Source organism: Pseudoalteromonas sp. APAL1, assembly GCF_021532475.1.
GTDB classification, from domain to species: domain Bacteria; phylum Pseudomonadota; class Gammaproteobacteria; order Enterobacterales; family Alteromonadaceae; genus Pseudoalteromonas; species Pseudoalteromonas lipolytica_C.
The window spans coordinates 39,364-65,968 of record NZ_JAKGAW010000018.1 but is presented as its reverse complement, the minus strand read 5'-3'; the positions used below and the strand labels follow the sequence as shown (position 1 = coordinate 65,968).

The following is a 26,605-nucleotide window of genomic DNA, read 5'->3' as shown; positions in this document are numbered from 1 at the left end:
GCGTTATTTTTTAACGATGAAGTGACCTTCAAATTCAGCAACTAACACATCACCATCATATACATTCACTGGTACATGGTAGCTTGCTTTGCCACTGTCTTCTAAATCCGCTAACTTGCCTTTGCAGCCAGCCAGCTCAACACTACCACGAGGGTCGTTATTCAGTGGTTTAAGGTATTTAATGTTGGCATCAGCTAATACGATATTCCCTTCAAGTCCTGCTTCTTTCAGTGCAAGGTAGGTAGCACCCCAGCCAGTTAAAGTCGCTAGACTGTAAATTGAACCTGCAAACATAGTGTTATGAAGGTTTAAGTTCGCATCTAAGTCAGCGCGGGTAGTAAACTGCCAATCGGTATAGCTTTCAACTTTAATTCCCATCGCATCACTGATTGGAATCGACTCACGCCACGTATTTTGCAGTACTTGCGTCCAGTTTGGATGACGGAACCAGCCCGGCTCAGACGGTTTTTGCTTTACCATTTTCCAGTGTTGTACATCGTCATAGGCAAGGTGCGCTTTTTCTTTTAGCTCGTAGCCGTGACGTTTATAAAACTCTAAGGCACGTTCACGGGCAAAAAGCACGAGCTCATCGGCATCTTGAGTCCACGCTATTTTTTCTAGCTCATGCAGTAAACGACTACCAATGTGCTGATTACGATTCCCTTCAGCAACCGCCATATAGCGTACTTGTGCTTGTTGATGATTATTAAAATGCAAACGTGCTACACCTAATACTTCGCCATCATTGTTTTTAATAAAGCGATGCTCGGCATCTTGCTCTAAGTCATCTTGCTCAGAACCGCGCGGCTCACCCCAAGGAGCTCTTAAAACCTGCCAACGTAATGAATAATACGCTTGCCAATCTTCGCTACTTTGCGGTGTGGTCACTTTAAACATAAATACTCCTGTGAAAATACAGCCACTGTCTGTTATTTTTCTAACGTGGCTCGACGAATGCAAATTACGATACGCGATCTTCTTGCAAGTTGGAATAATACTTTGGTGACCCAGCTTAAATTATTATCCTGAGCTGTAAAAACTAATGCACAATTGCACTTTATGGTGACTAGTCTATGCTGAAACAATTGTCATACTTTTTAAACATAAAAGCTAAAGGCCCGAGATATGGAACATTTTTTTGAACCCAGTGGCGCAATAAAGCATAGTTTTATTGAAGAATGTCACCAGTTAGGGCAGCTGATTTACTGGCACAAGCAAGGCAATTACAGCATTCAAGTTAGGCAACTCAATCAACTACGTTGGTTATTGATTAACGAAACTCTTCAATCTGTTATCGAAAAACGTCAGCCTAACAGGCTTCTTTTCCCTCATTTACAATATCTTGCGAAGCTCTGGCAGAAACTTGATGAACCTAAAAAAATTTTAGAGTTAGGCTTAGGTGGCGGGGCAATTCGTAACTATCTTCAGCATACCTACCCTGATAGCCAGCTTATTTCAGTGGAAAAAAACCCCGATATTATTCATTGTTACAAACGCTACTTTGGTGGAGATCACACAAGTAATTTACGCTGTTTCGATGCTCAACAAATACTTGAGCAAGGACACGAATACAATTGGATTATATTGGATTTATTCAGTGAAGTAGATGGCCCACTGTTTTTATACAAACATACTTTTTATGCCAAGCTTCGTACAGCGATGGCTAAAGGTGGTGTATTATTTATTAACTTTTTATCCAGTCACCCATCGCAGTTAAAGCAACTTGAGCATTTACTTATCACCGAATTCGGCAAGCGACCAAGTATCGAAAAGATCCCTAATTATGTGAATCATATCGTGATGATCAAAAAGTAGTTGTCTGTTACACAGATAAATTAAAAGTAACGGGACCATCGTTACATAGGCTTACTTGCATATCAGCACCAAATTGCCCTGTGGCTACTGTTAACCCGGCTTTTTTAGCTTCAGCGATAAAATACTCATAGAGCGTATTAGCTTGATCAGGCGTACCAGCACTTGAAAAGCTCGGACGCATACCCTTTTTAGTGTCTGCGGCTAGTGTAAACTGCGAAACCACCAACAGTTCCCCCTTGATATCATTCAAGCTTAAATTCATCTTTCCTTGTTCATCGGTAAAAATTCGGTAATTACTTACTTTATGTAAAAGCTTCTGAGCGCTTTGTTCGGTATCCTGTTTTTCAACGCCTAATAGCAGCAAAATACCTTGTGAAATTTCACCGACGACTTCGCCCGCCACTTCTACTTTTGCCTGTTTTACTCTTTGAATTAAACCTTGCATTGATCCCTCGATAACTTGATATACATTAAATCTGCAGCACGTCGCATTGCTGCCAAATATACCTGATTATCGCTACTGTGCCCAATACCATCTAATATCAATAATTGTGCATTTAATTGTTCAGCAAGCTGCTGTACGGCACTATATCGACAGATCAAATCGGCCCGGCCATGAACAAACCAAATGGGTAAATGAGTCAAAACATGCGCATTTTCTGCGATGTAACCCTCTTCAATAAAACAAAGATTACGAAAATAATGCACCATTAACCTTGCTTGATTTAAGCCTACATGGGGCTCTTGCAAACTCCAATTAGTTAATGGCTCACCATGACATAACACCTGCTCCCAATGGCACCATAGTTTAGCGAATTTGCTGGCTTTAATTTGATCGCTACTATTTAGTTGTTGCTGATAAAAGTCGAGTAAGGCATGCCAATCGGTAAAATCATGAGCAAACTCTTTAAAGCATTCTGGGTAAAAATGCGCGCCCGCGCCTTTAGTTGTGTAAAGCCATTCAAAGTCACTGTTACAAGCTAAAAAACTAGCCCGTAAAATAAGTCCTGCGATGTGCTCCCGATGTTTTATTGCATACACAAGTGCAAGAGTTGCTCCCCACGATTCGCCGCACACCAGCCATTTTTCAATGCCGAGTTGCTGGCGTAAAAACTCGAGATCAGCGACTAAATCTAATGTGGTGTTTGTGTTGATATCATGGGGGGTTGAATGACCACAACCGCGTTGGCTGAACATGATCACTCGATAACGTTCTAAATCAAAAAAGCGGCAATTTTCAGGGCACAGCCCCGCTCCAGGCCCGCCATGACATAACACCACAGCAATCCCTGTAGACGCACCATATTCTTGCACATGGATTTGATGGCCATCGCCAACACTCAAATGGTAATCACGGTTGGCAACATAATGTGGATGTAACTGCACCTCGCTCTCCTTAGGTGCAGTCGCTATTAAACGTCTATATCAGGTGTATCCTCAATATCTTCAGGACTGATACATACCGTAAACTCTGCACCGAGTAATACGACAATCCAAGACAGATAGACCCAAACAAATAGTATAGGTATCGTCGCCAACGCCCCATAAATAACTTCATAAGATGGGAAGTGACTGATATACAGAGCAAAGCCTTTTTTTGTCAGCTCAAACAACATAGCTGCAAACAATGCTCCTGGAATTGCCGCTCTAAATGGAACTCGTGTGTTAGGCACTAAAGTATAGAGCATAATGAAGCCAATCATGGAAATTATGTAAGGTAATAGTTTCAATAAAAAGCCGCTGAATCCTGGAATACCTTGATCAGCGAATGATACTAAAGACACAATGTATGAGGTAACACCAATACTCGCGCCGAGTAATACTGGGCCTAAGCTAAGCACCATCCAATAAACGGCAAACGAAATCATCATGGGGCGTTTTTTCTTAATACGCCAAATTCGGTTCAATGTGGCATCGACATTGCGAATGAGTAACAAGGACACCGCTGCTAAAAATCCCACACCGACCGCGGTCATTTTATTAGCATTACCGGCAAAGGCGCTGATATGCTCTTTAATAACATCAGATGAAGTCGGCACAAGATTAGTAAATAAGAAATTTTCTATGGTTACCAAGGTGCTTTCAAATCCAGGAAAAGCAGAAAAAATAGCGACACCAACCGCTACTAATGGCACGATTGATAACAAGGTTACATAAGCCAAATAACCTGCATTAACAGTAATTTGATCGTCAATACAACGATTGAGATACTGCATCCACCAAGTAGTTTGTTGCTTTAAGAAAATGCTTATTTGCAGCTTATAACGAGTGAGCTTCTCATCCATAGAATCTAATTTCTGCTAAAATGTTTTGATAATCATAGCAATCCACCACATAATTTGAAATGACAGGTACCTAAAAAGGATTCTCAATGAAAAAACTGACACTTTTAAGTGCACCACTATTTGCAGTAACCATGGCATTATCAGGCTGTCAGTCAGCTTATTACTCTGCTATGGAATCTGTAGGAGTGCACAAACGCGACATTCTAGTCGACCGCGTAGAAGAAACAAAAGAATCACAACAAGAATCCCAAGAAGAATTTCAATCAGCCTTAGATAGATTAACCACATTAATCAATTTTAATGGCGGTGAACTTGAGGATGCATATAAGCAACTAAATGATGATTATGAATCAAGCCTAGCGGCTGCAAATGACGTAACAAATAATATCAATAAAGTTGAAGATGTCGCTGAGGCACTATTTGAAGAATGGGCTGATGAGCTAGAGCAATACAAAAGCGCCTCACTAAAACGTGAAAGCAGCAAAAAGCTCAATGCAACTAAGCGCCAATTTGATCAACTACTTCGCTCAATGCGCAGCGCTGAAAGCAAAATGGAGCCGGTGTTATCATCACTGCATGACAACGTTCTGTATTTAAAGCACAACCTCAACGCGCAGGCTGTTACAGCTATCAAGGGTGAATTTACGAATCTTAAACGCGATATAAAAGTGTTAATGGACGACATGAACAAATCAATTGAAGACTCTAATAAGTTCATTGAGCAAATGAACAAAGCGGGTTAATTAGCGCAAACAAGTTTTAACAAAGCCTACTTAAACGTAGGCTTTTTTGTGTAATCTCTTGTTACTTTTTAATGATTTATCTTAAATTTTATTTTGCTAAACTCACGGCAAAGAATAAAAAGTAAACATAGTATGCATTTAAAAACACTCTCAGCACTTATTGCAGCTGCACTCTTAACTGCTTGTAGCAGCCCTAATACTGTCAATGTTATTGCCGGTGAAGGCACTATTACTCCGTTAAAAACTGAAGGTGACTACGAAGGTCGCTTTCATAACCTATATCCTGGTGATAAAGAATACCCAACAACCTGCACTGACAATTGCTATGAACCATCAGAGCTACTTATATGTGACGACAGCAACTCACAATGCCAATATCAAGCAGAACAAAGCGTACCTGAAATAAACTCAGGGTTTACAGTTCGCTGGTTAGGTCATGCAGGCTTTTATATTCAATCACCCAATGGTGAGCAGCTATTATTTGATCCAGTCAAAGAGCAATTTGATTCGCCTGTAGACTTGGCCTTTAAGCTAGCTGGAGGTATCTATCGCAAACCAGGTTTTTGGCCAACACAAGCAGAACTTGATGGCTTAGATGCTGTGATATATTCACATATTCACTATGATCATTTTAACAAAGCCGACATAGAAGAAATTGGCAATTCGCCGCGTTATTTAGTGCCATTAGGATTTGCAGATAACTTTCCGACTGGCGGCTTTAATATTTCAGAAATGGCGTGGTACGCGAGTACACAAATTAATGACTTAACTGTTAATGCGGTGCCAGCACACCATTTTAGTAGCCGAACTCTAGTCCCATTCATTTATGAAGATCACAACAAAGATCTCTGGAATGGCTGGTTACTAGAACAAAATGGTAAAACCTTATTTTTTGCTGGCGATACCGGTTACTCACAACATTTTCAGGATATTAAGCAGAAATACGGCGAGATTGATGTATGCCTTATGCCGATAGCTTCTTATTACCATGAAGAAGATGGTAAGTGGTATCGCTATGTTCATACTACACCTGAAGATGCTATTAACGCAGCTGAGGAGCTAGGCTGTAAAGTGATGATCCCTTGGGGTTATGGTAACTCAAGCTGGCAAATGGGCGACCATTCAAGCCATTCGGCACTACTAAGATTACTAACAATGAAAGCAAGAATGGCTAGCAAGCTCCCTTTGTACATTCTTAATGAAGGTGAGCAAGTTTCACTATAATGCTGCTTGTTCTAGTATACCAATTCGCTTAATTGAGCGAATTGGTATTAAGCTAACTTTTAAGCAGTAAATCCCTGAGCGCCAACATTAGTTTGTGTGCACTACCTGCAGACATAGCGAGCGGGTTAAACTCACTCGTACCAGAATATTTGAGGGTAATCGGAGTAACGAGTCTAGAGTAAGGAATGTAGCCCATAGACCAGTTCTCAAACTCTCTTTCAAAAATCTCACAATAATTTAGCATAATAATATTTTTATGCCGCGTATCATTCAAAATACGGTGATAAGTTGCATTTACCGCACTTCTAGAGCCTTCCAAGCACTGTAAAAAGTGAGTAGTATTAAAACAAAGCAAACCTGTAACATTCATTTTGCTATTGTTTTGTTTGGCTTTCTCAAGAATATTTTCAATATCCCCAGGCCCAAACCCATCGCTAATTTCACTTGTATAAATAAGTCTAACTAAGTACATCTCACTCTCCTGCAAGGTCGATTTAGAAAAGATAGTACAGATGGGGGGTTTAGCAAAAAAGTGCAGTTAAGTTTAAAATTTTACATGAATAAAGTTGGGTATCGCTGCGCTCAACCTACTTGGCTGACCACTAAAAAAAACCGCCGTATCTTTCAATACGGCGGTTCTAATTTTGTGAAACTAAAAGACCTTATTAGTCTTTAGCTTGACGGCTCGCACGTTTACGCTCACTTTCAGTTAAGTGACGTTTACGAATACGGATGCTCTGAGGTGTCACTTCCACTAACTCATCATCATCGATGAATTCAATCGCTTGTTCAAGCGTATAGTTAAGTGGTGGTGTTAACGTTTGTGCTTCATCTGTACCAGATGCACGAACGTTAGTAAGTTGCTTACCTTTAAGTGCGTTTACTGTTAGGTCGTTATCGCGGCTGTGGATACCGATAACCATACCTTCGTAAACTTCAACACCGTGACCGATGAATAACTTACCACGGTCTTGTAGGTTGAATAATGCGTTAGTAAGTGCTTTACCTGTTGCGTTAGCAATCATTACACCATTCTTACGCGCGCCGATAGTACCGCCTTTATGTGGGCCGTAGTGATCGAATGTGTGGTAAAGAAGACCAGAACCAGACGTTAATGTCATGAATTCAGTTTGGAAACCAATTAAGCCACGGCTTGGGATCATAAAGTCCATACGTACACGGCCTTTACCATCTGGAGACATGTCTGTTAGTTCACCCTTACGAAGACCAATTTGTTCCATGATAGAACCTTGGTGCTCTTCTTGACAGTCAATTGTAAGTGTTTCGTATGGCTCTTCTTTTTGACCATCAACTTCACGAAGGATTACTTGTGGACGAGAAACCGCAAGCTCGTAGCCTTCACGACGCATGTTCTCGATTAATATACCTAAGTGTAACTCACCACGACCAGAAACACGGAAGCTATCTGGGTTGTCAGTTTCTTCAACACGTAGTGCTACGTTGTGAACAAGCTCTGCTTGTAAACGCTCTAGGATGTTACGTGACGTTACGAATTTACCTTCTTTACCAGCGAATGGTGAAGTGTTTACAGAGAACGTCATTGTTACTGTAGGCTCATCAACGCTAAGCGGTGGTAATGCTTCAACAGTATTTACATCACAGATAGTGTCTGAGATTTTCAGCTCACCAAGACCCGTGATAGCAATGATGTCACCAGCGCCTGCAGATTCTGCTTCATGACGCTCAAGACCTAAGTAGCTCATTACTTGGCCAACTTTACCGTTACGCTTAGTACCGTCTGCACTAACAATTGTTACTTGTTGGTTAGGGCGAACAGTACCACGCTTGATACGACCAACACCGATAACACCGATGTACGAGTTGTAGTCAAGCTGAGAAATTTGCATTTGGAAAGCACCTTCAGGATCTGCATCCGGTGGAGATACTTCATCAACGATCATCTGGAACATTGGTTCCATGTTATCTGATGGCTCGTCTAAATCCATTGTTGCCCAGCCGTTGATAGCTGATGCATAGATTACTTTAAAGTCTAACTGTTCATCAGTTGCACCTAAGTTATCGAATAAGTCGAAAACTTGGTCCATAACCCAGTCTGGACGTGCACCTGGTTTATCGATTTTGTTGATTACAACAATCGGCGTTAAACCTTGTGCGAATGCTTTTTGCGTTACGAAACGCGTTTGCGGCATTGGACCTTCTTGAGCATCAACAAGTAGTAATACTGAGTCAGCCATCGAAAGTACGCGTTCTACTTCACCACCGAAGTCGGCGTGTCCTGGGGTGTCTACGATATTGATATGGTAGTCGTTCCAAGAGATAGCTGTGTTTTTAGCTAAAATGGTAATACCACGCTCTTTCTCAATGTCGTTTGAGTCCATTACGCGCTCTTCATTACCGCCGCGCGTTTCTAATGTGCCTGATTGCTCAAGCAGTTTATCAACCAAAGTTGTTTTACCGTGGTCAACGTGGGCGATAATCGCTATATTTCTTAACTTTTCGATGCTCATATTTTTTCTCAGAGAAATTGAATCTCATTGATCCTGCAAGATCTACGCACTCACCGGCATTTTCACCAGATGTCCCAGCATAGGATTTAAAAGGGCGCATATTATCCCTTAATAATGGCATGGATGAAAGTTTATCCAATACAATTTTCAAAACTTTCTTCAGGCATTTTATAAGTATCTGTTTTATAAATGACAAATTTATGAAAATAATAATTTTTATAAGCATAAAACTGGCAAAATTGCATTTTTTAAACCATATTTTGGCACTTAATCGTATTTAGAACCGATAAATTGGCACGCTCAGTAATTGTGCAAATCGTCGTCATTCTTTTTACGCACCAAAATGATCTTTTTCCGCACCAAAACAGTGCATAAAAAGTTAACATAACAACAAGCGGTTTCTTTTTTATCAGCCTTAACAACACCTTAAAAAAATGGCATGAAACCAGCTTACATAGAGCAAAAGCAATAATGCAGCAAAAATAAAACCCAACAATTGGAGGACACATGTCACAATCGGTTTTAGATTTTATCAAAGAAAATGACGTTAAGTTCATTGATTTACGCTTTACTGATACCAAAGGTAAAGAACAGCATGTTTCTATTCCTCATCACCAAATTGATGAAGATTTCTTCGAAGACGGCAAAATGTTTGACGGTTCTTCAATTGCAGGTTGGAAAGGCATCAACGAATCAGATATGGTGCTTATGCCTGTTCCTGAGTCTGCTAAAATGGACCCGTTTTCTGAAGAAGCTACACTAATCATCCGTTGTGACGTAGTTGAGCCTTCAACACTTCAAGGTTACGAGCGTGACCCACGTTCAGTTGCAAAACGCGCTGAAGAGTACATGCGTTCTACAGGTATCGCTGATACTGTATTATTTGGTCCAGAGCCAGAATTCTTCCTTTTTGATGACGTTAAATACAAATCAGACATGTCTGGTTCTATGTACAAAATCGATTCTGTAGAAGCTGCTTGGAACTCAGATAAAGATTACGAAGGTGGCAACATGGGTCACCGTCCAGGTGTTAAAGGCGGTTACTTCCCGTGTTCACCTGTTGATTCATCACATGACTGGCGTTCAGCAACTTGTTTAGTTCTTGAAGAGCTAGGTCAAGTAGTAGAAGCTCACCACCACGAAGTAGCAACTGCAGGTCAAAATGAGATCGCAACTCGCTTCAATACAATGGTATTAAAAGCTGACGAAATCCAAGAGATGAAATATGTTATCCATAACATGGCTCACTTATACGGAAAAACAGCGACATTCATGCCTAAGCCAATCGTAGGTGATAACGGTTCTGGTATGCACTGTCACCAATCTCTAGGTAAAGATGGCGTAAACATCTTCGCTGGTGACAAATACGCTGGTCTATCTGAAGAAGCACTTTACTACATCGGTGGTATCATCAAGCACGCTAAAGCAATCAACGCATTCGCTAACGCGTCAACTAACTCATACAAGCGTCTAGTTCCGGGCTTCGAAGCACCAGTAATGCTTGCATACTCTGCACGTAACCGTTCTGCTTCAATCCGTATCCCAGTGGTACCGTCTGCTAAAGCACGTCGTATCGAAGTACGTTTCCCTGATCCAACAGCTAACCCATACTTAGCGTTCTCTGCAATGCTTATGGCTGGCCTTGACGGTATCAAAAACAAGATCCACCCTGGTGATGCAATGGATAAAGACTTATACGATCTTCCAGCTGAAGAAGCTGCAGAGATCCCACAAGTTGCATCTTCACTGCAAGAAGCATTAGATTCATTAGATGCTGACCGTGAGTTCTTAAAAGCTGGCGGCGTATTCACTGATGACCTTATCGATGCTTACATTGCACTTAAGGGCAAAGAAGTTGAAAAGCTTAACATGACAACTCACCCAGTTGAGTTCGAAATGTACTACAGCGTTTAATTTAACGCCGTATCAGAATTATCAGATTGATAATAAATGTGTGTTCTCAAGCCCGCTTTGCGGGCTTTTTTGATGGTAATTTGGCCAATTCTACTCTAAAGTTTTAGTTAGATTAGATAACCTAGGGTCACAGAGTGAAAAACACGATTTTATTAGTATTACTCCTTTTTACAGTATGCAATTACGCACAAAGTGAAGTAAAAAAAATTTACTCGTGGAAAGATGAGAATGGTGTTTTAGTGTTCTCAGACTCACCTCGCCCTGGGGCTAAAGAAGTAAAGCTCAATACTCAAAACCTCACCATGCCTAAAACCGACACCAGCATACTTGATAACCCGGCTAGTGCGACACCTGTAAACTTTAAAATAACGATTTCCTCACCAGAAAATGAGGCAACCGTTCGAGAGAATACAGGCTCAGTATACGTCACAGCACGAGTGAGTCCGCGTTTTGCAACAGGCTTCAAAGTACAGCTGATAGTCGATGGCACACCTCACGGAAAATCGAGTAATAGCACGACCTTTGCATTGCGAAATGTCGACCGAGGCGAACACACATTACAAGCAAAACTTATAGATGCGAATAATAAAGTCGTTTCGGTTAGCCCTGTTAGCACTTTCTACATGCACAGAGCATCGATACTTAATTGAAACTATTTTTTTCGAGCCGGTATCATGCAAAGTAAATGGATTGTGCTAAGCTGCTGTTAATTGCAACGCACTAAAATGGTGCAAACATGCTCAGTGATACACATTTTAATTCTGAACTACTCGAAAGTATTTGGAAAAATTTAAGTACAGCCGTTATTTTGCTCGATAATGATTTTAAACTGGTTTATGCAAATGATAGTGCCAGTGAGCTATTAGGCTTAGGTCCAAAGCGTATAATTAATCAGCCATTCGATAACTTATTTAACTACCACTCCATTGACCTAAAACGTATTGCTCAGTACTCGTTGTTTGATGGCGTTGACTGCCACCAGCATAGAGCTGACGTGGTGTTCGTCGATTCTCGCCATGCTAAGCTAACCATTAGCACCCGCCGAATAAACAGTAATAATGAAAATTATATTTTGTTTGAGTGCCGACAAATGGATGATGAAATTCGCCACGATCAAGCATCAAATCAAATGCACCAATATCAAGCCGCACGCAATTTAATTCGTGGTTTAGCACACGAAATTAAAAATCCTTTGGGTGGAATACGCGGAGCGGCGCAATTATTGCAGTACGAGGTTGATCAGCAAGAGCGTGATCAATGTGCAGAGCTTATCATTGAGCAAGCTGACCGATTACGAGAGCTCGTAGACCGTTTACTTGGTCCAAACCAATTGCCACATAAATCATATGGCAATATTCACCAAGCTCTTGAGTCAGTGATTAAGCTTAGCATGTTAGATAACAGCGCTAATATCACTTTAGTGAAAGACTATGATCCAAGTATACCGAGTGTGTACATTGACCAAAGTAAAATTCAACAAGTGGTACTTAACATTATTCGCAATGCACAGCAGGCTCTGGTTGATGGTGGCGAAATTAGAATAAAAACCCGTATTAACCATCAACATAGACGTCCTGGTAAAGCACCGAAGAAAACCTTGCTGATCCAGATTTCAGATAATGGTCCAGGAATAGATAAGAGTTTAAGAGAAACCTTGTTTTATCCAATGATCACTAACAAAGAAAATGGTTCAGGACTAGGGTTATCCATTGCACAGACTTTGGTTGATCAACACGGTGGACACATTGACTGCGATAGTTGGCCAGGCCATACAGAATTTAATATCTATTTGCCTTTTACGGATTAATGGTTTTTTGGAGTAGTCATGAAAACAGTTTGGTTAGTTGATGATGATGCCTCAATACGCTTTGTATTAGAAAAAGCGCTGGCGCGAGCAGGATTTGAAACAGAAAGTTATGCAAATGCACAAGATGTGCTTAACGCACTCAAGTTTAGTCAGCCTACCGTTCTAGTGTCAGATGTAAGAATGCCTGGTATGGATGGTATGGCATTACTTGAAACAATTGCCGAACAAAACCCTGGGTTGCCAGTCATCATTATGACTGCACACTCAGACTTAGACTCAGCGGTAAATGCATTCCAAAAAGGCGCATTTGAATACCTTGCAAAACCATTTGATCTAGATGAAGCAGTTGCGCTGGTAGAGAGCGCCTGTCGTGCTAATTCAACAAAAAAAACCAAGCGTAAGCAAGCACCACAAACGAATGCCCATATCATAGGCGAAGCGCCTGCGATGCAAGAGGTGTTTCGCGCGATCGGTAAATTATCAGCATCAAGTATGAGCGTGCTAATTAATGGTGAATCAGGAACAGGTAAAGAGCTTGTTGCCAGTGCCCTACACAATCATAGTCCGCGTAAAGAAAACCAATTTATCGCTTTAAATATGGCTGCCATTCCAAAAGAGTTAGTAGAATCAGAATTGTTTGGCCATGAAAAAGGCGCGTTTACAGGGGCCGACAGTATTCGTAAAGGTCGTTTTGAACAAGCCAATGGTGGTACCTTATTTTTAGATGAAATTGGTGACATGCCACTTGATGTACAAACGCGTTTGTTACGTGTATTAGCCGATGGTGAATTTTACCGAGTTGGTGGCCATCAAAGCATAAAAGTGGATGTGCGTATTATCGCAGCAACACACCAAAATCTCGAAGATTTAGTTAAACAAGGCAAGTTTCGTGATGACTTGTTCCATCGTCTTAACGTTGTGCGTTTACGCTTACCTGCGCTACGCGAACGTACCGAAGACATTGAACGTCTTGCACAGCACTTTTTACATAAAAGTGCCAAAGAGCTTCAAGTTGAAAGCAAAATACTAAGCCCTAAAGCCACAGAGCAACTACGCTTATTCAATTGGCCTGGTAACGTGCGCCAACTAGAAAACACCTGTCGCTGGTTAACTGTAATGGCTCCGGGTGAGCTTATCAGCGAACAAGATTTACCGCCCGAAATAGTTGCCGCAGCTCCAGTGGAACAGGAAGGTGATTGGCTGGATGCATTTCAGCAATGGCTCAACCTTGAGCTTAAACAAGGTAAAGAAAATATCTGGCCGGCTATACAAGCACAGCTAGAAACTCGCTTGATTAAAACAGCATTAGCCAATTGTGCGGGGCACAAGCAAGACGCCGCGGTGAAAATTGGTTGGGGCCGCAATACATTGACCCGTAAGTTAAAAGAGCGCAATATTAGCTAATTTATCGCCATAACAATGTGAATCAATGAAGTTAATCGAACACATACCACTCATTAAACAAATGGAAATAATTAACAGATTGTCGTTCTTTAGAGAGTTTACTCTTAGTGAACGACAAGTGTTATTAGAGTCATTCAGTCATTTATATTTGGTTAAACAAGGCCGCGCTGTTTTCAAGCAGTACGACAATGACAAGCGTTTGTATATTGTTCTAAGTGGTTCACTGATGGTGTTCAAGCAAAGTCATTTACATGAGCTTGGCATTATTGACCCAGGTGAGTTTATCGGTGAAGGTGCTTTTATTAACAATCGGGAACATAGCACAAGCGCCCGTGCTAGAGTGGATACTATTTTATTAGCTATCGCCCCCGAAGCACTCACCCGCTTGCCCAATGTGATCCGCGAGAAAATTAAAGATCGCATAATCGAAGGCATGAGTGAGCGAATTGTGAAATTGAGTAATTATCTCGAATCACGTAGCTAATCCATATACACAACTTGCAATGAACAATTAAGCCACCCTGGTTTATTTACACGTGCTGTGTAACGGTAGGTATCTGATGGTTTCATACCAAATGGGGTACTCACTTCTGGCGTTAAATGGCTGTAACTTTGCGAATAGTTTTTATAATAAATGACTAAATAGCCGTATAAGTAATCCCAGTCTAATGAGACTCGTCTACCACTCGCTAGGTTAAACTCGGCCTGTTTATCACTAAATTTGACCGCAAGGCCGTTAAACTCATCCTCAACGCAACCCGTTGTTATTACTCGAGCCGGCATAGTGAAACTAGTTGAGCCATTTTTTGCTCGTAAGTAAAACCCTATATTGCCTTGATTGTAAAAATGATTAGCCTCTGTGGTGTACTTAATTTCAGCTTGATAACCCAGCCCCTGCATAATTTCTGCAAGTTGCTCGGTTTCATGAGTGAGAATTTTATCGCTCGATAACATTAAGGTTGCATCAGCAAAGTCTCTTGGAATAGGGAGCTTAGTGTATTCGTAGGGTAAGCTTTGCTTATTTAAAGCTTGCTCTAATGTGTGCAACTGTTGTTGATCAAGATTTTCTGTGTATACGTAGACTGTTGGTTGCTGACAACCTGCCAAAATTAAAAATATGGCTGCTGAAATTATCCTTTTCATTTTCTTTCTCACTTTAGATTACAAATGTAGTCTAAAGCGAGAAAAACAATAAATCAATTAATTCAGGTGCTTTTTCAGCCAATTATTAACACTTTGCCGAGTGTAGAGAATATCTTTAAATAAGCGGTGAGTTTGATGCTGAAGCATTTTTTCTTTATTTGCTTCACCTGAGGTCAATTGGCTATGGTTATCATTAAAGCGAGAAATTAATGCAAATCCCTGTTCTGACTTTTCAGGCTGCGACTTTATAGCTTGAGTTAGCAAAGCTCGCACATCATCTGCCGCTAGCAATGATGAATCTTGTAATCCCATTAACTCTTTTCTTAGCGCTGATCTTACGCCCATTACTACTACTCCAGAACGAATCTAAAAATATTAAACGGATAAGCAATTAGCAATTTGTACACCAATTTCATACGCGCGCAGTGTAGCCAGCAAATACTGCAGTTTTTTTACTGTTTGTAAAAATCTCAGATTATTTATTGCTGTAAATTTTAACCGCTTGAAGAGCTTGAAAATTTAATCTTGGTTCAATTGAGTGCTAGGCTTTATAATGGCTGCGACTGAATTAAGAGAGACCAACATGAACGAAGATTTCATCGAAATTGAACTAGAAGAAGAGCCAATAGAGCTATGTAACTTGCTAAAAGTGCTCGACCTAGTCGAAACAGGTGGCCAAGCAAAAGCCTTAATTGGTGGAGGTTATGTTGGGGTTAACTATGAAATTTGTACAATAAAGCGGAAAAAATTATACAGTGGTGACGTGCTCGCTTTTGATGGTGAGTTGTTCCAGCTTACATTAAGCGAAGATGCAACACCAAATCCTCGCCCACCAGAATCAGTACAAAAAGCACAACCACAAAGCTCTGAAGAAGCACCAAAAAAATCAAAACGTAAACGCACTAAAAAACCAAAAGTAGACGAAAAAACCGGCCGCCGCCCTATCTCTTTTGGTTAACTAAATCTTGCTTAGTTAGCATAAATCACCTTTAATTGAATGTGATAATAACAACAATAAAAGGTGATTTATGACCCCTCCTGCTTGGCTTAAACCACTTGCTTGGGCTGCACTTGTTTGGAATCTGTTAGGTGTTTTTGCGTTTATCATGCAACAGTTAATGACTCCTGAAATGATTGCTTTACTACCCGAGAATCAACAAGACGCATACCGCAACATCCCCCTTTGGTCTACTGCAGCCTTTGCTGTAGCGGTGTTTTCAGCATGCCTTGGCAGTATTATGCTAATTGTTCGAAAAGCCCTAGCCAGAGAGTTTTTTTTAGTGTCATTTATCGCTGTGTTAGTACAGCAATATTATAACTTTGTAGTGATCGATAGCCTTGCTATGTTTGGCAGTAGTGCACTGGCAATGCCATTTTGCGTTATTGTGATTGGCTTAGTCTTACTTTTGATTAGTAATAAAGGTAAGCAAGAAAGCTGGCTTAATTGACACACTTATTCATGAGAACTATTTTAAATATCTACACTTTAATCTGCCCTTTACACTTGAAATAAATCACATAGGCATCAACTATATTTAAGTAGCATATTTTTTCATCAGCAGAAAAATTTACCAGCTGGTATTAAGTTTGCAATAGCAATGTGTCTATTTCAAAAGGAAACACAAAAGCGAGCTTTGCTTGCTCAAACCACAGGGGCAAATAATGAATAATAGTTTTGATACCCAAAAACAGCTTACAATTAATGGTGAACAATACCATATTCACTCTTTACAAGGTTTAGGCGACAAAGCCAAACGTCTACCATTTTCGTTAAAAATATTACTCGAAAACCTGTTGCGCAATGAAGATGGCGTAAACATTAAAAAGCAAGACATTGAAGCCTTACTCAACTGGGACCCACAAGCTAAACCATCTGCTGAAGTTGCCTTTACACCTGCACGCGTAGTAATGCAAGACTTCACAGGGGTTCCTGCAATTGTTGACTTAGCGGCGATGCGCGATGCCATGGAAAAACTCGGTGGTGATCCTGCAAAGATAAATCCACTGTCACCTGCTGAGCTGGTTATTGACCACTCAGTGCAAGTCGATGGCTACGGTGAAGATGGCTCATTTGATCTAAATGCGAAGCTTGAATATGAGCGCAACAAAGAACGTTACGAATTTTTACGTTGGGGCCAAACCGCTTTTGATAACCTAAAAGTTGTGCCACCAGCAACCGGTATCGTTCACCAAGTTAATTTAGAATATTTAGCCCGCGTGGTATTTAACGATAGTAAAAACGGTAAATCACTCGCTTACCCAGATACCCTCGTTGGTACTGACTCACATACGACTATGATCAATGGTCTTGGGGTACTTGGTTGGGGCGTAGGTGGTATCGAAGCCGAAGCCGCAATGCTTGGCCAACCAATCAGCTTACTTATTCCTCAAGTTATTGGCTTTAAGCTCAATGGTCGCCTGCCTGAAGGTACAACTGCAACCGACCTTGTGCTAACCGTGACAGAAATGCTGCGTAAACATGGTGTGGTTGGAAAATTTGTTGAATTTTATGGTGATGGTCTTGCTGATTTACCACTTGCTGACCGCGCGACAATCGCCAATATGGCGCCTGAGTATGGTGCAACTTGCGGTATTTTCCCGATTGACGACGAAACTATTAACTACCTACGTTTAACTAACCGTGATGAGGAGCAACTTAAGCTTATTGAGGACTATGCTAAGCACCAAGGCTTATGGCGTAACCCTGGCGATGAAGCTCACTACACAGATACGCTTGAATTATCACTTGATGATGTCGTGCCAAGCCTTGCAGGTCCTAAACGCCCGCAAGATAGAATCGCCCTTGATAAAGCTGGTAGCATTATCGGTGAACACCTTCGTGGCTTTCAAGAAGAGCGCATGCAACAACGTGATAAAAGCGATGTTCAAGAAGCCCGCATTGAAGATGAAGGTCCAACAACTAACCCAGATGATCAGGTAAACGAAGCCCAATATATGGGTGCTGCCAAGGTTAACTTTAAAGGCGAGGAGTTTGAGCTTAAAGACGGCGCTTGTGTGATTGCTGCAATCACAAGTTGTACAAACACCTCAAACCCAAGTGTAATTCTAGCTGCTGGATTAGTTGCGAAGAAAGCAAAACAATTAGGCTTAAAGGTTAAACCTTGGGTTAAAACTTCACTCGCTCCAGGCTCACAAGTGGTGACTGATTACTTGAAAAAAGCCGACTTAATGGATGATTTAGATGCGTTAGGCTTTAACCTTGTCGGTTATGGTTGTACAACCTGTATAGGTAACTCAGGCCCGCTGGCCGATGAGATCAGTGAAGCAATTCAAAAGCATAAACTGGTCGTAAGCTCTATTTTATCGGGTAACCGTAACTTTGAAGGTCGTATACACCAAGATGTGAAAATGAACTTCTTAGCCTCACCGCCACTCGTTGTTGCTTACGCTATTGCAGGTCGCACAGATATTGATGTATATAACGAGCCATTAGCGCAAGATCCGAATGGTAATGACATTTACCTGAAAAATATCTGGCCAAGTGTTAGCGAAGTTAACGACCTTGTCCGTGAAACAGTGACTAAAGAAATGTTCGCATCAAGCTATGGCAATGTGTATCAAGGCGATGATCGTTGGCAGAAAATTCAAATTCCTGATGGCAAACTATATGATTGGGATGATGCGTCAACCTACATCAAAAAAGCGCCATTCTTTGATGGTATGGAAATTGAGCCTCCAGGAATTCCAAGCATTAGTGGTGCACGCTGTTTAGCAAAATTAGGTGACTCAGTTACAACCGACCACATTTCGCCAGCAGGTGCGATTAAAGCTGATGCTCCTGCAGGTCTTTACTTACAAGATCACGGTGTACAAAAAGCACAATTTAACTCTTATGGATCACGCCGTGGTAATCACGAAGTGATGATGCGCGGTACCTTTGCTAATGTGCGTTTACGCAACCTACTAGCGCCGGGCACTGAAGGCGGTGTTACCCGTATACAACCAAGTGATGAACTTGCCAGTATTTATGATGCAGCAATGCAGTACCAGCAAGACGGCACACCTCTGATTATTTTAGCGGGCGCAGAATATGGCACTGGCTCATCACGTGACTGGGCTGCTAAAGGTTCACTTCTGCTTGGTGTTAAAGCTGTTATTGCACAAAGCTATGAGCGTATTCACCGTTCAAACCTGATTGGTATGGGTGTTTTACCCCTACAATTTAAAGAAGGTGAAAGCTATGAGTCACTGGGCCTTACAGGCCAAGAGTCATTCGACTTTGAGGGCTTATACGACAAAACCAATGAAGTCAGTGTGATTGCCACTAACAGTGAAGGCAAACAAATTAGCTTTAGTGTTGATGTGCGCATAGATACTCCTAAAGAATGGGATTACTACAAACACGGCGGTATTTTACAGTATGTACTTCGTAATATGCTGGCTGAGCAGTAATCATTTTTAAGTTGACGAAGGGGCTGAATTTTCAGCCCCTTTTTTGTTTAAATCACTAACAATACCAATCCGCAATAATACTTAATCATTTTGAGGGATTAAACCTGTCGCTACCTGCGTTAAAAATTTCTGATTTAGAACAACTAAATAACGAAATTTTTGCCTTGTTACCAACGAGGTTTTATTGCCTCAAAATAGACCACTTAATTAAGCGAATTGGTATAAATTGCAGTTTAGAGCAACACACTTATTTACAAAAAATGAAAAGCACATAAAAATCAGCATGTTAAAATTGGACCATAGTTTGCAAATGCTAACCAGATAACAACCATAATAATTTTGGAATCCATATGACTATTGCATCATTCAAACGCGCAATTTGCGCAACGGCCATCTCATCAAGTTTATTATTAACAGGCTGTGTTATTCATGTCTCTCCGGGTCAAATCGCAGAACAAAAACAACAAGACTTAAGCGTGTCGGCTGCAAATATCAGCGCATTAAAAATTGATGCCGAAGCAGGCTCATTGATCATCAAAGGCGACAGCAACGCCACGGCTATCACAGTGAATGCTAATATCTATGCGGCTAAAGGCGATGAAACCTATACACTAACCCTCGAAAAACACGGCGACACGGCTGAGCTTATCAGCAAGCTCAATAATGGTAGCTTGTCGTTTTACAGTGGCTCATCCCCTCATATTGATTTAATTGTCTCTGTGCCTAGCAACCTCAAACTAGAGATCGATGATGACTCAGGTGATATCGTGATACGTGCGATGCAAAACGATATCAGCATTGATGATGATTCTGGCTCAATCATTATTGAACAAGGCAGAAATATCAACATAGATGATGACTCCGGCGATATTCGCATTAGCAATGTCAGCGGCAATATCAATATTGAAGACGACTCTGGCTCAATTATGATTGACCAAGGCCAAGGTAGTATCGATATTGAAGATGACTCTGGTGATATCCGCATCGAAAACAGCCAAGGCCCTGCACGTATTATTGATGAATCAGGTAGTATCAGCATTAAAACATTGGCTGGTGCGCTCACTATCGAAGATGGCTCTGGTGATATAGATGTAAGACAAATCAAAGGGCTGGTTACCATTACCGATGGCTCTGGCAGCATTTATGTGGATGACACACTTGGTCTGACAATTATCGAAGCGGGTTCTGGTGATTTAAGTATCGATAACATCAACGGCCCAGTAAAATTGGACAAATAACCGACAGTTGCTTGATTTAGAACAATCCTATTAATTACAACAGCACCTACACTTTAATTAAGGCTAAAGTGAGGTGCTTGTATGACTGAACAAACCATCATTCGAATCTTAAAAACCTTTATCATTTTAGGTATTTGCCTAATTATATTGGGGCACTCTTTATTAGCCGGTAATTACTTAAGTGATAGCATGGGTATACATGGCATTATGATCAGCGCAGCGTGTATTGCTGTTGGTGTGCTATTCTCACTACCCACCAAAATTTATCTCACTATTTTACTGATGAAAATGGAAAGCGACCTCACAGCGCAAAACAAACAAAGTTAATTTCCACCTTGCTTTTTGAGCTGCTGTTCAAGTTGCTTGTTACGTTGTTCCATAAGCTGTTTTGCTTGCTCAGCGTCTTGCATCATTTTTTGTACGTTTTTAGGGTCGTATACCCCAAGCGTTGAAGGTGTTTCGTCAGCTTTAACTGTTGCTGCTTGCTTCTCATCTGCTTGAAATGTCTCTGCAGGCAACACAGTTATATCGTTCGGATCTAAACTTACCGCGATACTAAAATAATTAGGATGGGGTGTATCAGCATAGTGCCACTGCCCTTGTTCATCTTGCCATTTATACACAACAACAGGTGTATTAACGTCTTTGCTCAAGCTCAACTTCTCAGTGAGCTTTTTAGCTTGGCTAGTAAGCGTATCGGCTCCTTGCGAAGCAAAATCACTCACATCATCACTGACTTTTTCTGAATAACGCTCAAACATGCCCAGCTCTAGGTAAGGTTTACCGTCTGGCTTTTTAATGTAAAACAGCAGCGCAACACTGGTTAAGAGCAGCATCACAGCAAAATAACAAAAGCGTTTCATAATTCCATTTACACATTATTGGTAGTTACTCACAATCTTAGCAAATTCCCCCGATGATTTAAGACTTTTCATAAAGTCATTAAATTTTTCGCTCATGCGCTTACCTTTTTCATTATAAATGAACTGTAGTTGCATCGGCGCTTTGCCCACGTTGTAGTCGCTAACAGTAAACTTTTTAAAGGCATCATCTTGTGCGGCATACCATTGCAAGGTATTTTTTGCGATGACGGCAACACGTTGATTTTGTTTTTGATCAAGTAAAGCATTCAACATGTCTAATTCAGAATAGAAGTCTTCTCGGTGTACTTTTCCTGAAGCAAACAAAGCTTCAAATTGCGGATAGGTATAGCCAAATCGCGTCAGTACAGCAAAACCATTCAGTTTATCAAGTGGTGGGATATGACAACCATTTGGCATCACCAGTACGTCTTCGACAACAGCAATCATATCACTCCAATAATAGTGATTTTTGCCTCTGTACCACTGCTCAGACTCCAACCTCACATCAACCTTTCCCTCATCCAGTAAATGCTGAGAGCGCACTTCAGGTACGAGAATATAACTAATTTGCACTTTGTACTTTTCAGCGAAACGTTCAAGTAGCTCATCAACTAAGCCTTTTTGTTTCTCACTCGCAAAATGATAAGGAGGGTAATCTGTGTCATAGAGTGCAACACGCAGCGTTTCAGCTCGTACTAAAGGAGCAATAAATAATAAAAATAAAAATACAACAACACGACTCATAATTTTCTCTCACAGAATTAAGCCTGAGATTGTATATAAATAGAACAAAAAAAGCGCAACCTTGGTTACGCTTTACGAAAATTCTGATAGGAATTTAGGATTAGATACCATCACCGTCAATATGTAAGCCACATTCACGGTTTAAACCAAAGAAACGCGTCTCTTCTTCTGTCATGCCCGGTTCAAGTTTACGTGTTGTGTGAACATCGCCCATCGACACATAACCTTGCTCCCAAAGTGGGTGATAAGGTAAATCATGTTTAGTTAGATACTGATAGATGTCACGGTTGTTCCACTCAATAAGCGGATACACTTTCACAGTACCTCGGCTGATTTCAACAATTTGCTTATCAGCTCGGCTAGATGACTGATCGCGACGCAAGCCACTAAACCAAGTACCTGCATCCAGCTCGTTTAAGGCACGAGTCATTGGCTCAACTTTATTCAGTTGATTGTACTGCTTAATGCCTTCTTCACCTTGCTCCCAAAGCTTACCAAACTTCGCTTCTTGCCACGCAGGGCTAAGCTCAGCTTTATAAACTTTAAGATTAAGCGATAGTCGCTCCGTCATTTGCTCGATGAATTGATAGGTTTCAGGAAACAAATAACCGGTATCTGTCAGCACCACCGGAATATCTGGCTGCTGTGATGTCACTAAGTGCAACATCACCGCCGCTTGAATACCAAAACTCGACGACAAAAAGTGCGTGCTTGGTAAGTTTTCAAGCGCCCAAGCAACACGCTCTTCAGCGCTTTTATCAGCCAGAAGACCATTTATATCAGCCAGCATGGCTGTTTGGTCTTCTTTGCTCATCGTTAAGATGTTTTTAAATTCACTCATGGTTAATTCCAAACCTTAAAGCGGTGTCGCTTATAAAATTATGCGTGAAAATCAGTTACTGAAACTTTAACTTCAGCAACAATGCCTTTGCGAATTACAAAATCACCAAAACACTCGCCTTCATTACGCTCACTTGCCCATTGGCCAATTAGCTTATCGAATGCGTCTAGGTATACGTCTTCGCCAACATTTTCTAAATACAGTTTTGGAATACGCGTGCCTTCACGGTTACCACCTAAGTACACGTTGTATTTTCCTGGACCTTTACCAACCAGACCCGCTTCTGCCAACATTGCGCGGCCACAGCCATTCGGACAACCCACAACACGCATAATGATGTTGTCATCGCCAATACCATGTTTCGCTAATAGCGCTTCTGTTTTCTCAATTAAGCTTGGTAAATAACGCTCAGCTTCTGCCATCGCTAACGGACACGTTGGTAATGCCACACACGCCATTGAGTTTTTACGCTGCTCTGTATGGCTGTCATCAATTAGGCCATGGTTACGAGCGATCTCTTCGATTACCGCTTTTTGGTCAGCCGGAACACCTGCGATGATCAAGTTTTGGTTTGCCGTCATGCGGAAATCACCTTGGTGAATTTCAGCAATTTTACGACAGCCTGTTTTTAGCGGTTTATCTGGGTAATCTAAAATACGGCCACTTTGAATAAACAGCGTTAAGTGGTGCTTACCATCAATACCTTCAACCCAACCGATACGGTCACCACGGTGAGTGAACTCATACGGGCGGCTCTGTTCAAATTTAACACCAGCACGTTTTTCAACTTCAGCTTTAAATACATCAGAACCTACACGGTCAAGTGTGTACTTAGTTTTTGCATTTTTACGGTTTGAGCGGTTACCCCAATCACGTTGTACAGACACCACGTGTTCAGCAATTTTCAAGGTGTGCTCAAGTGGAATGAAACCAAAGTCATCCGCTTTACGAGGATACGTTGCGGTATCACCGTGAGTCATCGCAAGACCACCACCCACTAACACGTTAAAACCAACTAACTTGCCATTTTCTGCAATTGCCACGAAGTTTAGGTCGTTCGCATGCACATCCACTTCATTATTCGGTGGAATTGTTACTGTGGTTTTAAACTTACGCGGTAAATAAGTTGAACCTAAAATTGGCTCTTCAGTGGTTTCACTCTTTTCACCATCTAACCAAATTTCAGCGTATGCTTTGGTTTTTGGTAATAGGTGCTCTGAGATCTTCGCAGCCCACTCGTAAGCTTCTTGGTGAAGCTCGGACTCAACAGGGTTAGTCGTACATAATACGTTTCGGTTTACATCGCCCGCCGTTGCAATTGAGTCAATACCCACGCTATTAAGCATTTGGTGCATGCCTTTAATATTTGGCTTAAGCACACCATGGAACTGGAAAGTTTGACGCGTGGTTAAACGAATACTGCCATAGCTGGTTTTCTCTTCAGCAAACTTATCAATCGCTAACCATTGCTCTGGCTTGATGATACCGCCAGGCATACGAGCACGTAGCATAACGTTATGTAACGGCTCTAATTTTTGTTTAGCGCGTTCAGGGCGAATGTCACGGTCATCTTGCTGGTACATGCCGTGGAAACGGATCAGTTGGAAGTTATCAGCAGTGAAACCACCGGTGATCTCGTCTTTTAAATCTTGCTCAATTGTGCCACGTAAAAAATTACTTTCTCTTTTCAAACGCTCGTTATCAGAAAGCTTTACGTTTTTGTCTTGTTCGCTCATGGTATTTCCTAAATTTGTTACAGTGACGGCTGTTAGCTTTAAACGTGATTAGTACACGTCTTTCTGATAGCGATTTGCGCTACGTAAATCTTTTAAATATTGCTCAGCTTGTTCATCATCTTTGCCGCTATTTTCTTTGATAATGTCTACAAGCGCCTGATGAACATCTTTCGCCATACGGTTTGCATCACCACATATATAGAAATGAGCACCCGCTTCTAACCAAGCAAATACTTCTTGGCTGTTTTTGCGAAGTTTGTCTTGAACATATACTTTTTCCGCTTGGTCACGGCTAAATGCCACATCCACTTTAGTCAGTAAACCTGACTTCAAGTAACCTTGAATTTCAACTTGATATAAGAAGTCTTGAGTAAAGTGTGGGTTACCAAAGAATAACCAGTTTTTACCACTTGCTTCACGAACATCACGCTCTTGTAAAAACGCACGGAATGGGGCAATACCCGTACCCGGACCTACCATAATAATTGGCGTTTCATCATTAGCCGGTAAACGGAAATTATCGTTATGCTCACTGAATACTTTTACTTTGCAACCTTCTTCAGCACGACGCGCTAAATAGCCAGAACACCCACCTAAGTGCTCGCTACCAAATGCATCAAACTCAACCAGACCCACAGTTAAGTGAACTTCATCTTCAACTTCAGCTTGGCTAGATGCAATCGAATATAAACGCGCTTGTAGTTTACGTAAGCAGTCTACTAAGGTTTGCGCTTCTAGTTGAGCTGGGTTTTGACGAATAATATCGAAGATTTGGCGAGGTTCGATGTACTCACGCATTGCCGCTTTATCTTCAACTAACTTTAATAATTCAGGGTTGCCAGTTGCTGTTGCATATTTTTCAACAAAACCTGGGTATGACTGGGTTAACTCTAATTTTTCGATTAATGCATCACGAACACTTAGTTCTTCGTCGCCTAGTTTAACCGTGCTAGATGCATCAATTTGGGTAAGCGCAAGGACTTCATCAACAAGTACTTCATCATTCAAGAAGTAAACGCCCAGCGAATCACCCGGTGTATAGGTGATGTCTGAACCTTCTAATGAGATTTCAACATGACGCACATCTTTAGTTGAGTCACGACCGGTAATTTTTTGCACAACACTTAGCTCTGCAGCAAATGGGTTTTGCTTGGTGTATTGGCTTGCTGCTGGCGCTGCTGCACCAAATGGCATAGCCACAACTTGACCACCACTTGCTTGTTGCTGCGCTTTAAGATCTGGTTCAAACGCATCAAGTGCACCATCAATCCACTTAGCTGCTTCATCATCGTAATCAACATCTAGGTCAGCACGCTGGAAAATAGTTTCTGCGCCAAGCTTGTTAAAACGCTCTTCGAAATCTTTTGCTGTTTGGCAGAAGAATTCGTAGCTTGAGTCACCTAAGCCAATCACAGCCACTTTAACACCATCTAGCTTTGGTGCTTTTTTAGTCGTTAAAAATTCATGGAGGCTTTCAGCATCTTCTGGTGGCTCACCCTCACCGTAGGTTGAAACAACAACCGTGATAAACTTTTCTTTTTTCAGGGCTGTTGGTTTGTAGTCAGCCATGTTGACTAGCTTAACCGATAGACCGCGCGACTCTGCTTGCTCTTTTAACTTGCTCGCCACGCCTTTAGCGTTACCCGTTTGCGAGCCGTATAAAATAGTCAGTGGTGCAGCATCACCCGCAGCAGGAGCGGCAGCAACACCACCAGTTAATGCACCTGCATTTGCGTTAGCAGCTAAGTAACCACTTACCCACGCTTGCTGAATTGGATTAAGTTCAGCCACTAAGCCTTGCAGCTTTTGTACTTGCTCTTGCGATAGCGGGCTCGCCGCTGCATTTAGTTGACTTAACAACATGAATTTATTCCTCGTAACCCTGAAAAGTTAACTGCGAAACGAACTTACTACCGTCATTTCGCGAACAATTTTTTCGACTTTAA

General features: G+C 41.4%; 26 protein-coding genes. 13 read left to right on the top strand and 13 right to left on the bottom strand.

The genetic code is table 11. The features are described from left to right. Window positions 1–3: 3 nt before the first annotated feature. On the bottom strand, window positions 4–897 hold the full coding sequence (locus L1264_RS10890; protein ID WP_135923239.1) for a bifunctional GNAT family N-acetyltransferase/hotdog fold thioesterase: 894 nt from the start codon (window positions 895–897) through the stop codon (window positions 4–6). Window positions 898–1,125: 228 nt separating this feature from the next. Between L1264_RS10890 and L1264_RS10885 the strand changes: the two genes are divergently transcribed. After that, a complete protein-coding gene (locus tag L1264_RS10885) occupies window positions 1,126–1,815 on the top strand; it encodes a spermidine synthase (protein WP_138556667.1) in 690 nt (229 codons plus the stop codon). A 7-nt stretch (window positions 1,816–1,822) separates the two neighbouring features. Here the strand turns inward: L1264_RS10885 and dtd are convergent, their stop codons facing one another. The 3 genes from dtd to L1264_RS10870 are packed head-to-tail and all read right to left on the bottom strand — an operon-like array spanning window position 1,823 to window position 4,100. After that, the gene (gene dtd / locus L1264_RS10880; protein WP_135923237.1) at window positions 1,823–2,260 is read right to left on the bottom strand and encodes a D-aminoacyl-tRNA deacylase; all 438 of its coding nucleotides are present in this window, start codon (window positions 2,258–2,260) and stop codon (window positions 1,823–1,825) included. Further along, window positions 2,248–3,201: an alpha/beta fold hydrolase gene (locus tag L1264_RS10875; protein ID WP_199527630.1), complete on the bottom strand. Its 954-nt coding sequence runs from the start codon at window positions 3,199–3,201 to the stop codon at window positions 2,248–2,250. The genes dtd and L1264_RS10875 overlap by 13 nt, the downstream gene beginning before the upstream one ends. A gap of 26 nt (window positions 3,202–3,227) precedes the next feature. Next, window positions 3,228–4,100: a virulence factor BrkB family protein gene (locus L1264_RS10870; RefSeq protein ID WP_199527629.1), complete on the bottom strand. Its 873-nt coding sequence runs from the start codon at window positions 4,098–4,100 to the stop codon at window positions 3,228–3,230. Between the two features lie 86 nt (window positions 4,101–4,186). On the opposite strand from L1264_RS10870, the gene L1264_RS10865 reads away from it, so the two are divergent. Then, entirely contained in the window at window positions 4,187–4,843 is a 657-nt protein-coding gene (locus tag L1264_RS10865; RefSeq protein ID WP_135923234.1) for a DUF2959 domain-containing protein, read from the top strand. A 132-nt stretch (window positions 4,844–4,975) separates the two neighbouring features. Continuing rightward, window positions 4,976–6,067 (top strand): MBL fold metallo-hydrolase, encoded by a 1,092-nt coding sequence (locus L1264_RS10860; RefSeq protein WP_138556665.1) that lies wholly within the window; start codon window positions 4,976–4,978, stop codon window positions 6,065–6,067. Window positions 6,068–6,119: 52 nt separating this feature from the next. On the opposite strand, the gene L1264_RS10855 is transcribed toward L1264_RS10860, so the two are convergent. Together L1264_RS10855 and typA are read right to left on the bottom strand one after the other, a co-directional pair. Then, window positions 6,120–6,539, bottom strand: a complete 420-nt coding sequence (locus tag L1264_RS10855) for a BLUF domain-containing protein (protein WP_199527628.1) — start codon at window positions 6,537–6,539, stop codon at window positions 6,120–6,122. 193 nt (window positions 6,540–6,732) lie between these two features. Beyond that, entirely contained in the window at window positions 6,733–8,556 is a 1,824-nt protein-coding gene (gene typA / locus L1264_RS10850; RefSeq protein WP_138556663.1) for a translational GTPase TypA, read from the bottom strand. A gap of 507 nt (window positions 8,557–9,063) precedes the next feature. Here typA and glnA point away from each other — a divergent pair. From glnA to L1264_RS10825, 5 genes are all read left to right on the top strand, one after another. Beyond that, complete coding sequence (glnA, locus tag L1264_RS10845; RefSeq protein ID WP_135923230.1) at window positions 9,064–10,470, top strand: glutamate--ammonia ligase; 1,407 nt, start codon at window positions 9,064–9,066, stop codon at window positions 10,468–10,470. Window positions 10,471–10,604: 134 nt separating this feature from the next. Further along, window positions 10,605–11,120, top strand: coding sequence for a DUF4124 domain-containing protein (locus L1264_RS10840; protein WP_135923229.1), 516 nt, complete (start codon window positions 10,605–10,607; stop codon window positions 11,118–11,120). A gap of 86 nt (window positions 11,121–11,206) precedes the next feature. Beyond that, window positions 11,207–12,277, top strand: coding sequence for a nitrogen regulation protein NR(II) (gene glnL / locus L1264_RS10835; RefSeq protein ID WP_135923228.1), 1,071 nt, complete (start codon window positions 11,207–11,209; stop codon window positions 12,275–12,277). 18 nt (window positions 12,278–12,295) lie between these two features. Next, window positions 12,296–13,681 carry a nitrogen regulation protein NR(I) gene (ntrC, locus tag L1264_RS10830; RefSeq protein WP_135923227.1) on the top strand — a complete coding sequence of 462 codons (1,386 nt, stop codon included), beginning with the start codon at window positions 12,296–12,298 and terminating at the stop codon, window positions 13,679–13,681. A gap of 25 nt (window positions 13,682–13,706) precedes the next feature. Further along, window positions 13,707–14,165, top strand: coding sequence for a Crp/Fnr family transcriptional regulator (locus L1264_RS10825; protein WP_135923226.1), 459 nt, complete (start codon window positions 13,707–13,709; stop codon window positions 14,163–14,165). On the opposite strand, the gene L1264_RS10820 is transcribed toward L1264_RS10825, so the two are convergent. Then, entirely contained in the window at window positions 14,162–14,824 is a 663-nt protein-coding gene (locus L1264_RS10820) for a hypothetical protein (protein WP_199527627.1), read from the bottom strand. The genes L1264_RS10825 and L1264_RS10820 overlap by 4 nt on opposite strands. A gap of 57 nt (window positions 14,825–14,881) precedes the next feature. After that, the gene (locus L1264_RS10815; protein ID WP_199527626.1) at window positions 14,882–15,169 is read right to left on the bottom strand and encodes a hypothetical protein; all 288 of its coding nucleotides are present in this window, start codon (window positions 15,167–15,169) and stop codon (window positions 14,882–14,884) included. A gap of 238 nt (window positions 15,170–15,407) precedes the next feature. Here L1264_RS10815 and L1264_RS10810 point away from each other — a divergent pair, with 238 nt between their 5' ends. From L1264_RS10810 to L1264_RS10790, 5 genes are all read left to right on the top strand, one after another. After that, window positions 15,408–15,782, top strand: a complete 375-nt coding sequence (locus L1264_RS10810; RefSeq protein ID WP_199527666.1) for an RNA-binding S4 domain-containing protein — start codon at window positions 15,408–15,410, stop codon at window positions 15,780–15,782. A 70-nt stretch (window positions 15,783–15,852) separates the two neighbouring features. Then, window positions 15,853–16,272 carry a hypothetical protein gene (locus L1264_RS10805; RefSeq protein ID WP_135923223.1) on the top strand — a complete coding sequence of 140 codons (420 nt, stop codon included), beginning with the start codon at window positions 15,853–15,855 and terminating at the stop codon, window positions 16,270–16,272. Window positions 16,273–16,486: 214 nt separating this feature from the next. After that, window positions 16,487–19,237 (top strand): aconitate hydratase AcnA, encoded by a 2,751-nt coding sequence (gene acnA, locus L1264_RS10800; protein WP_138556659.1) that lies wholly within the window; start codon window positions 16,487–16,489, stop codon window positions 19,235–19,237. A 350-nt stretch (window positions 19,238–19,587) separates the two neighbouring features. Next, window positions 19,588–20,475 carry a hypothetical protein gene (locus tag L1264_RS10795; protein WP_199527625.1) on the top strand — a complete coding sequence of 296 codons (888 nt, stop codon included), beginning with the start codon at window positions 19,588–19,590 and terminating at the stop codon, window positions 20,473–20,475. Between the two features lie 81 nt (window positions 20,476–20,556). Then, window positions 20,557–20,802 (top strand): hypothetical protein, encoded by a 246-nt coding sequence (locus L1264_RS10790; protein ID WP_054552382.1) that lies wholly within the window; start codon window positions 20,557–20,559, stop codon window positions 20,800–20,802. On the opposite strand, the gene L1264_RS10785 is transcribed toward L1264_RS10790, so the two are convergent. The 5 genes from L1264_RS10785 to L1264_RS10765 form a co-directional block, all read right to left on the bottom strand. Continuing rightward, the gene (locus L1264_RS10785; RefSeq protein WP_199527624.1) at window positions 20,799–21,338 is read right to left on the bottom strand and encodes a DUF4124 domain-containing protein; all 540 of its coding nucleotides are present in this window, start codon (window positions 21,336–21,338) and stop codon (window positions 20,799–20,801) included. The two genes, L1264_RS10790 and L1264_RS10785, sit on opposite strands and share 4 nt — an antisense overlap. 15 nt (window positions 21,339–21,353) lie before the next feature. Next, entirely contained in the window at window positions 21,354–22,082 is a 729-nt protein-coding gene (locus L1264_RS10780; RefSeq protein ID WP_199527623.1) for a substrate-binding periplasmic protein, read from the bottom strand. Between the two features lie 100 nt (window positions 22,083–22,182). After that, a complete protein-coding gene (locus L1264_RS10775) occupies window positions 22,183–22,923 on the bottom strand; it encodes a phosphoadenylyl-sulfate reductase (RefSeq protein ID WP_135923218.1) in 741 nt (246 codons plus the stop codon). Between the two features lie 38 nt (window positions 22,924–22,961). Beyond that, window positions 22,962–24,659 carry an assimilatory sulfite reductase (NADPH) hemoprotein subunit gene (gene cysI, locus L1264_RS10770; protein WP_199527622.1) on the bottom strand — a complete coding sequence of 566 codons (1,698 nt, stop codon included), beginning with the start codon at window positions 24,657–24,659 and terminating at the stop codon, window positions 22,962–22,964. A gap of 48 nt (window positions 24,660–24,707) precedes the next feature. Then, window positions 24,708–26,522, bottom strand: coding sequence for an assimilatory sulfite reductase (NADPH) flavoprotein subunit (locus L1264_RS10765; RefSeq protein ID WP_199527621.1), 1,815 nt, complete (start codon window positions 26,520–26,522; stop codon window positions 24,708–24,710). Window positions 26,523–26,605 lie beyond the last annotated feature (83 nt).

Coding starts and splice junctions, on each gene's coding strand:
- L1264_RS10780 (WP_199527623.1), bottom strand. CDS start 22,082: ATGAGTCGTGTTGTTGTATTTTTATTTTTATTATTTATTGCTCCTTTA.
- L1264_RS10810 (WP_199527666.1), top strand. CDS start 15,408: ATGAACGAAGATTTCATCGAAATTGAACTAGAAGAAGAGCCAATAGAG.
- L1264_RS10825 (WP_135923226.1), top strand. CDS start 13,707: ATGAAGTTAATCGAACACATACCACTCATTAAACAAATGGAAATAATT.
- glnL (WP_135923228.1), top strand. CDS start 11,207: ATGCTCAGTGATACACATTTTAATTCTGAACTACTCGAAAGTATTTGG.
- acnA (WP_138556659.1), top strand. CDS start 16,487: ATGAATAATAGTTTTGATACCCAAAAACAGCTTACAATTAATGGTGAA.
- L1264_RS10885 (WP_138556667.1), top strand. CDS start 1,126: ATGGAACATTTTTTTGAACCCAGTGGCGCAATAAAGCATAGTTTTATT.
- L1264_RS10855 (WP_199527628.1), bottom strand. CDS start 6,539: ATGTACTTAGTTAGACTTATTTATACAAGTGAAATTAGCGATGGGTTT.
- L1264_RS10775 (WP_135923218.1), bottom strand. CDS start 22,923: ATGAGTGAATTTAAAAACATCTTAACGATGAGCAAAGAAGACCAAACA.
- L1264_RS10795 (WP_199527625.1), top strand. CDS start 19,588: ATGACTATTGCATCATTCAAACGCGCAATTTGCGCAACGGCCATCTCA.
- L1264_RS10820 (WP_199527627.1), bottom strand. CDS start 14,824: ATGAAAAGGATAATTTCAGCAGCCATATTTTTAATTTTGGCAGGTTGT.
- L1264_RS10785 (WP_199527624.1), bottom strand. CDS start 21,338: ATGAAACGCTTTTGTTATTTTGCTGTGATGCTGCTCTTAACCAGTGTT.
- cysI (WP_199527622.1), bottom strand. CDS start 24,659: ATGAGCGAACAAGACAAAAACGTAAAGCTTTCTGATAACGAGCGTTTG.
- L1264_RS10815 (WP_199527626.1), bottom strand. CDS start 15,169: ATGGGCGTAAGATCAGCGCTAAGAAAAGAGTTAATGGGATTACAAGAT.
- L1264_RS10860 (WP_138556665.1), top strand. CDS start 4,976: ATGCATTTAAAAACACTCTCAGCACTTATTGCAGCTGCACTCTTAACT.
- dtd (WP_135923237.1), bottom strand. CDS start 2,260: ATGCAAGGTTTAATTCAAAGAGTAAAACAGGCAAAAGTAGAAGTGGCG.
- L1264_RS10790 (WP_054552382.1), top strand. CDS start 20,557: ATGACTGAACAAACCATCATTCGAATCTTAAAAACCTTTATCATTTTA.
- L1264_RS10765 (WP_199527621.1), bottom strand. CDS start 26,522: ATGTTGTTAAGTCAACTAAATGCAGCGGCGAGCCCGCTATCGCAAGAG.
- L1264_RS10870 (WP_199527629.1), bottom strand. CDS start 4,100: ATGGATGAGAAGCTCACTCGTTATAAGCTGCAAATAAGCATTTTCTTA.
- typA (WP_138556663.1), bottom strand. CDS start 8,556: ATGAGCATCGAAAAGTTAAGAAATATAGCGATTATCGCCCACGTTGAC.
- glnA (WP_135923230.1), top strand. CDS start 9,064: ATGTCACAATCGGTTTTAGATTTTATCAAAGAAAATGACGTTAAGTTC.
- L1264_RS10890 (WP_135923239.1), bottom strand. CDS start 897: ATGTTTAAAGTGACCACACCGCAAAGTAGCGAAGATTGGCAAGCGTAT.
- L1264_RS10805 (WP_135923223.1), top strand. CDS start 15,853: ATGACCCCTCCTGCTTGGCTTAAACCACTTGCTTGGGCTGCACTTGTT.
- L1264_RS10865 (WP_135923234.1), top strand. CDS start 4,187: ATGAAAAAACTGACACTTTTAAGTGCACCACTATTTGCAGTAACCATG.
- ntrC (WP_135923227.1), top strand. CDS start 12,296: ATGAAAACAGTTTGGTTAGTTGATGATGATGCCTCAATACGCTTTGTA.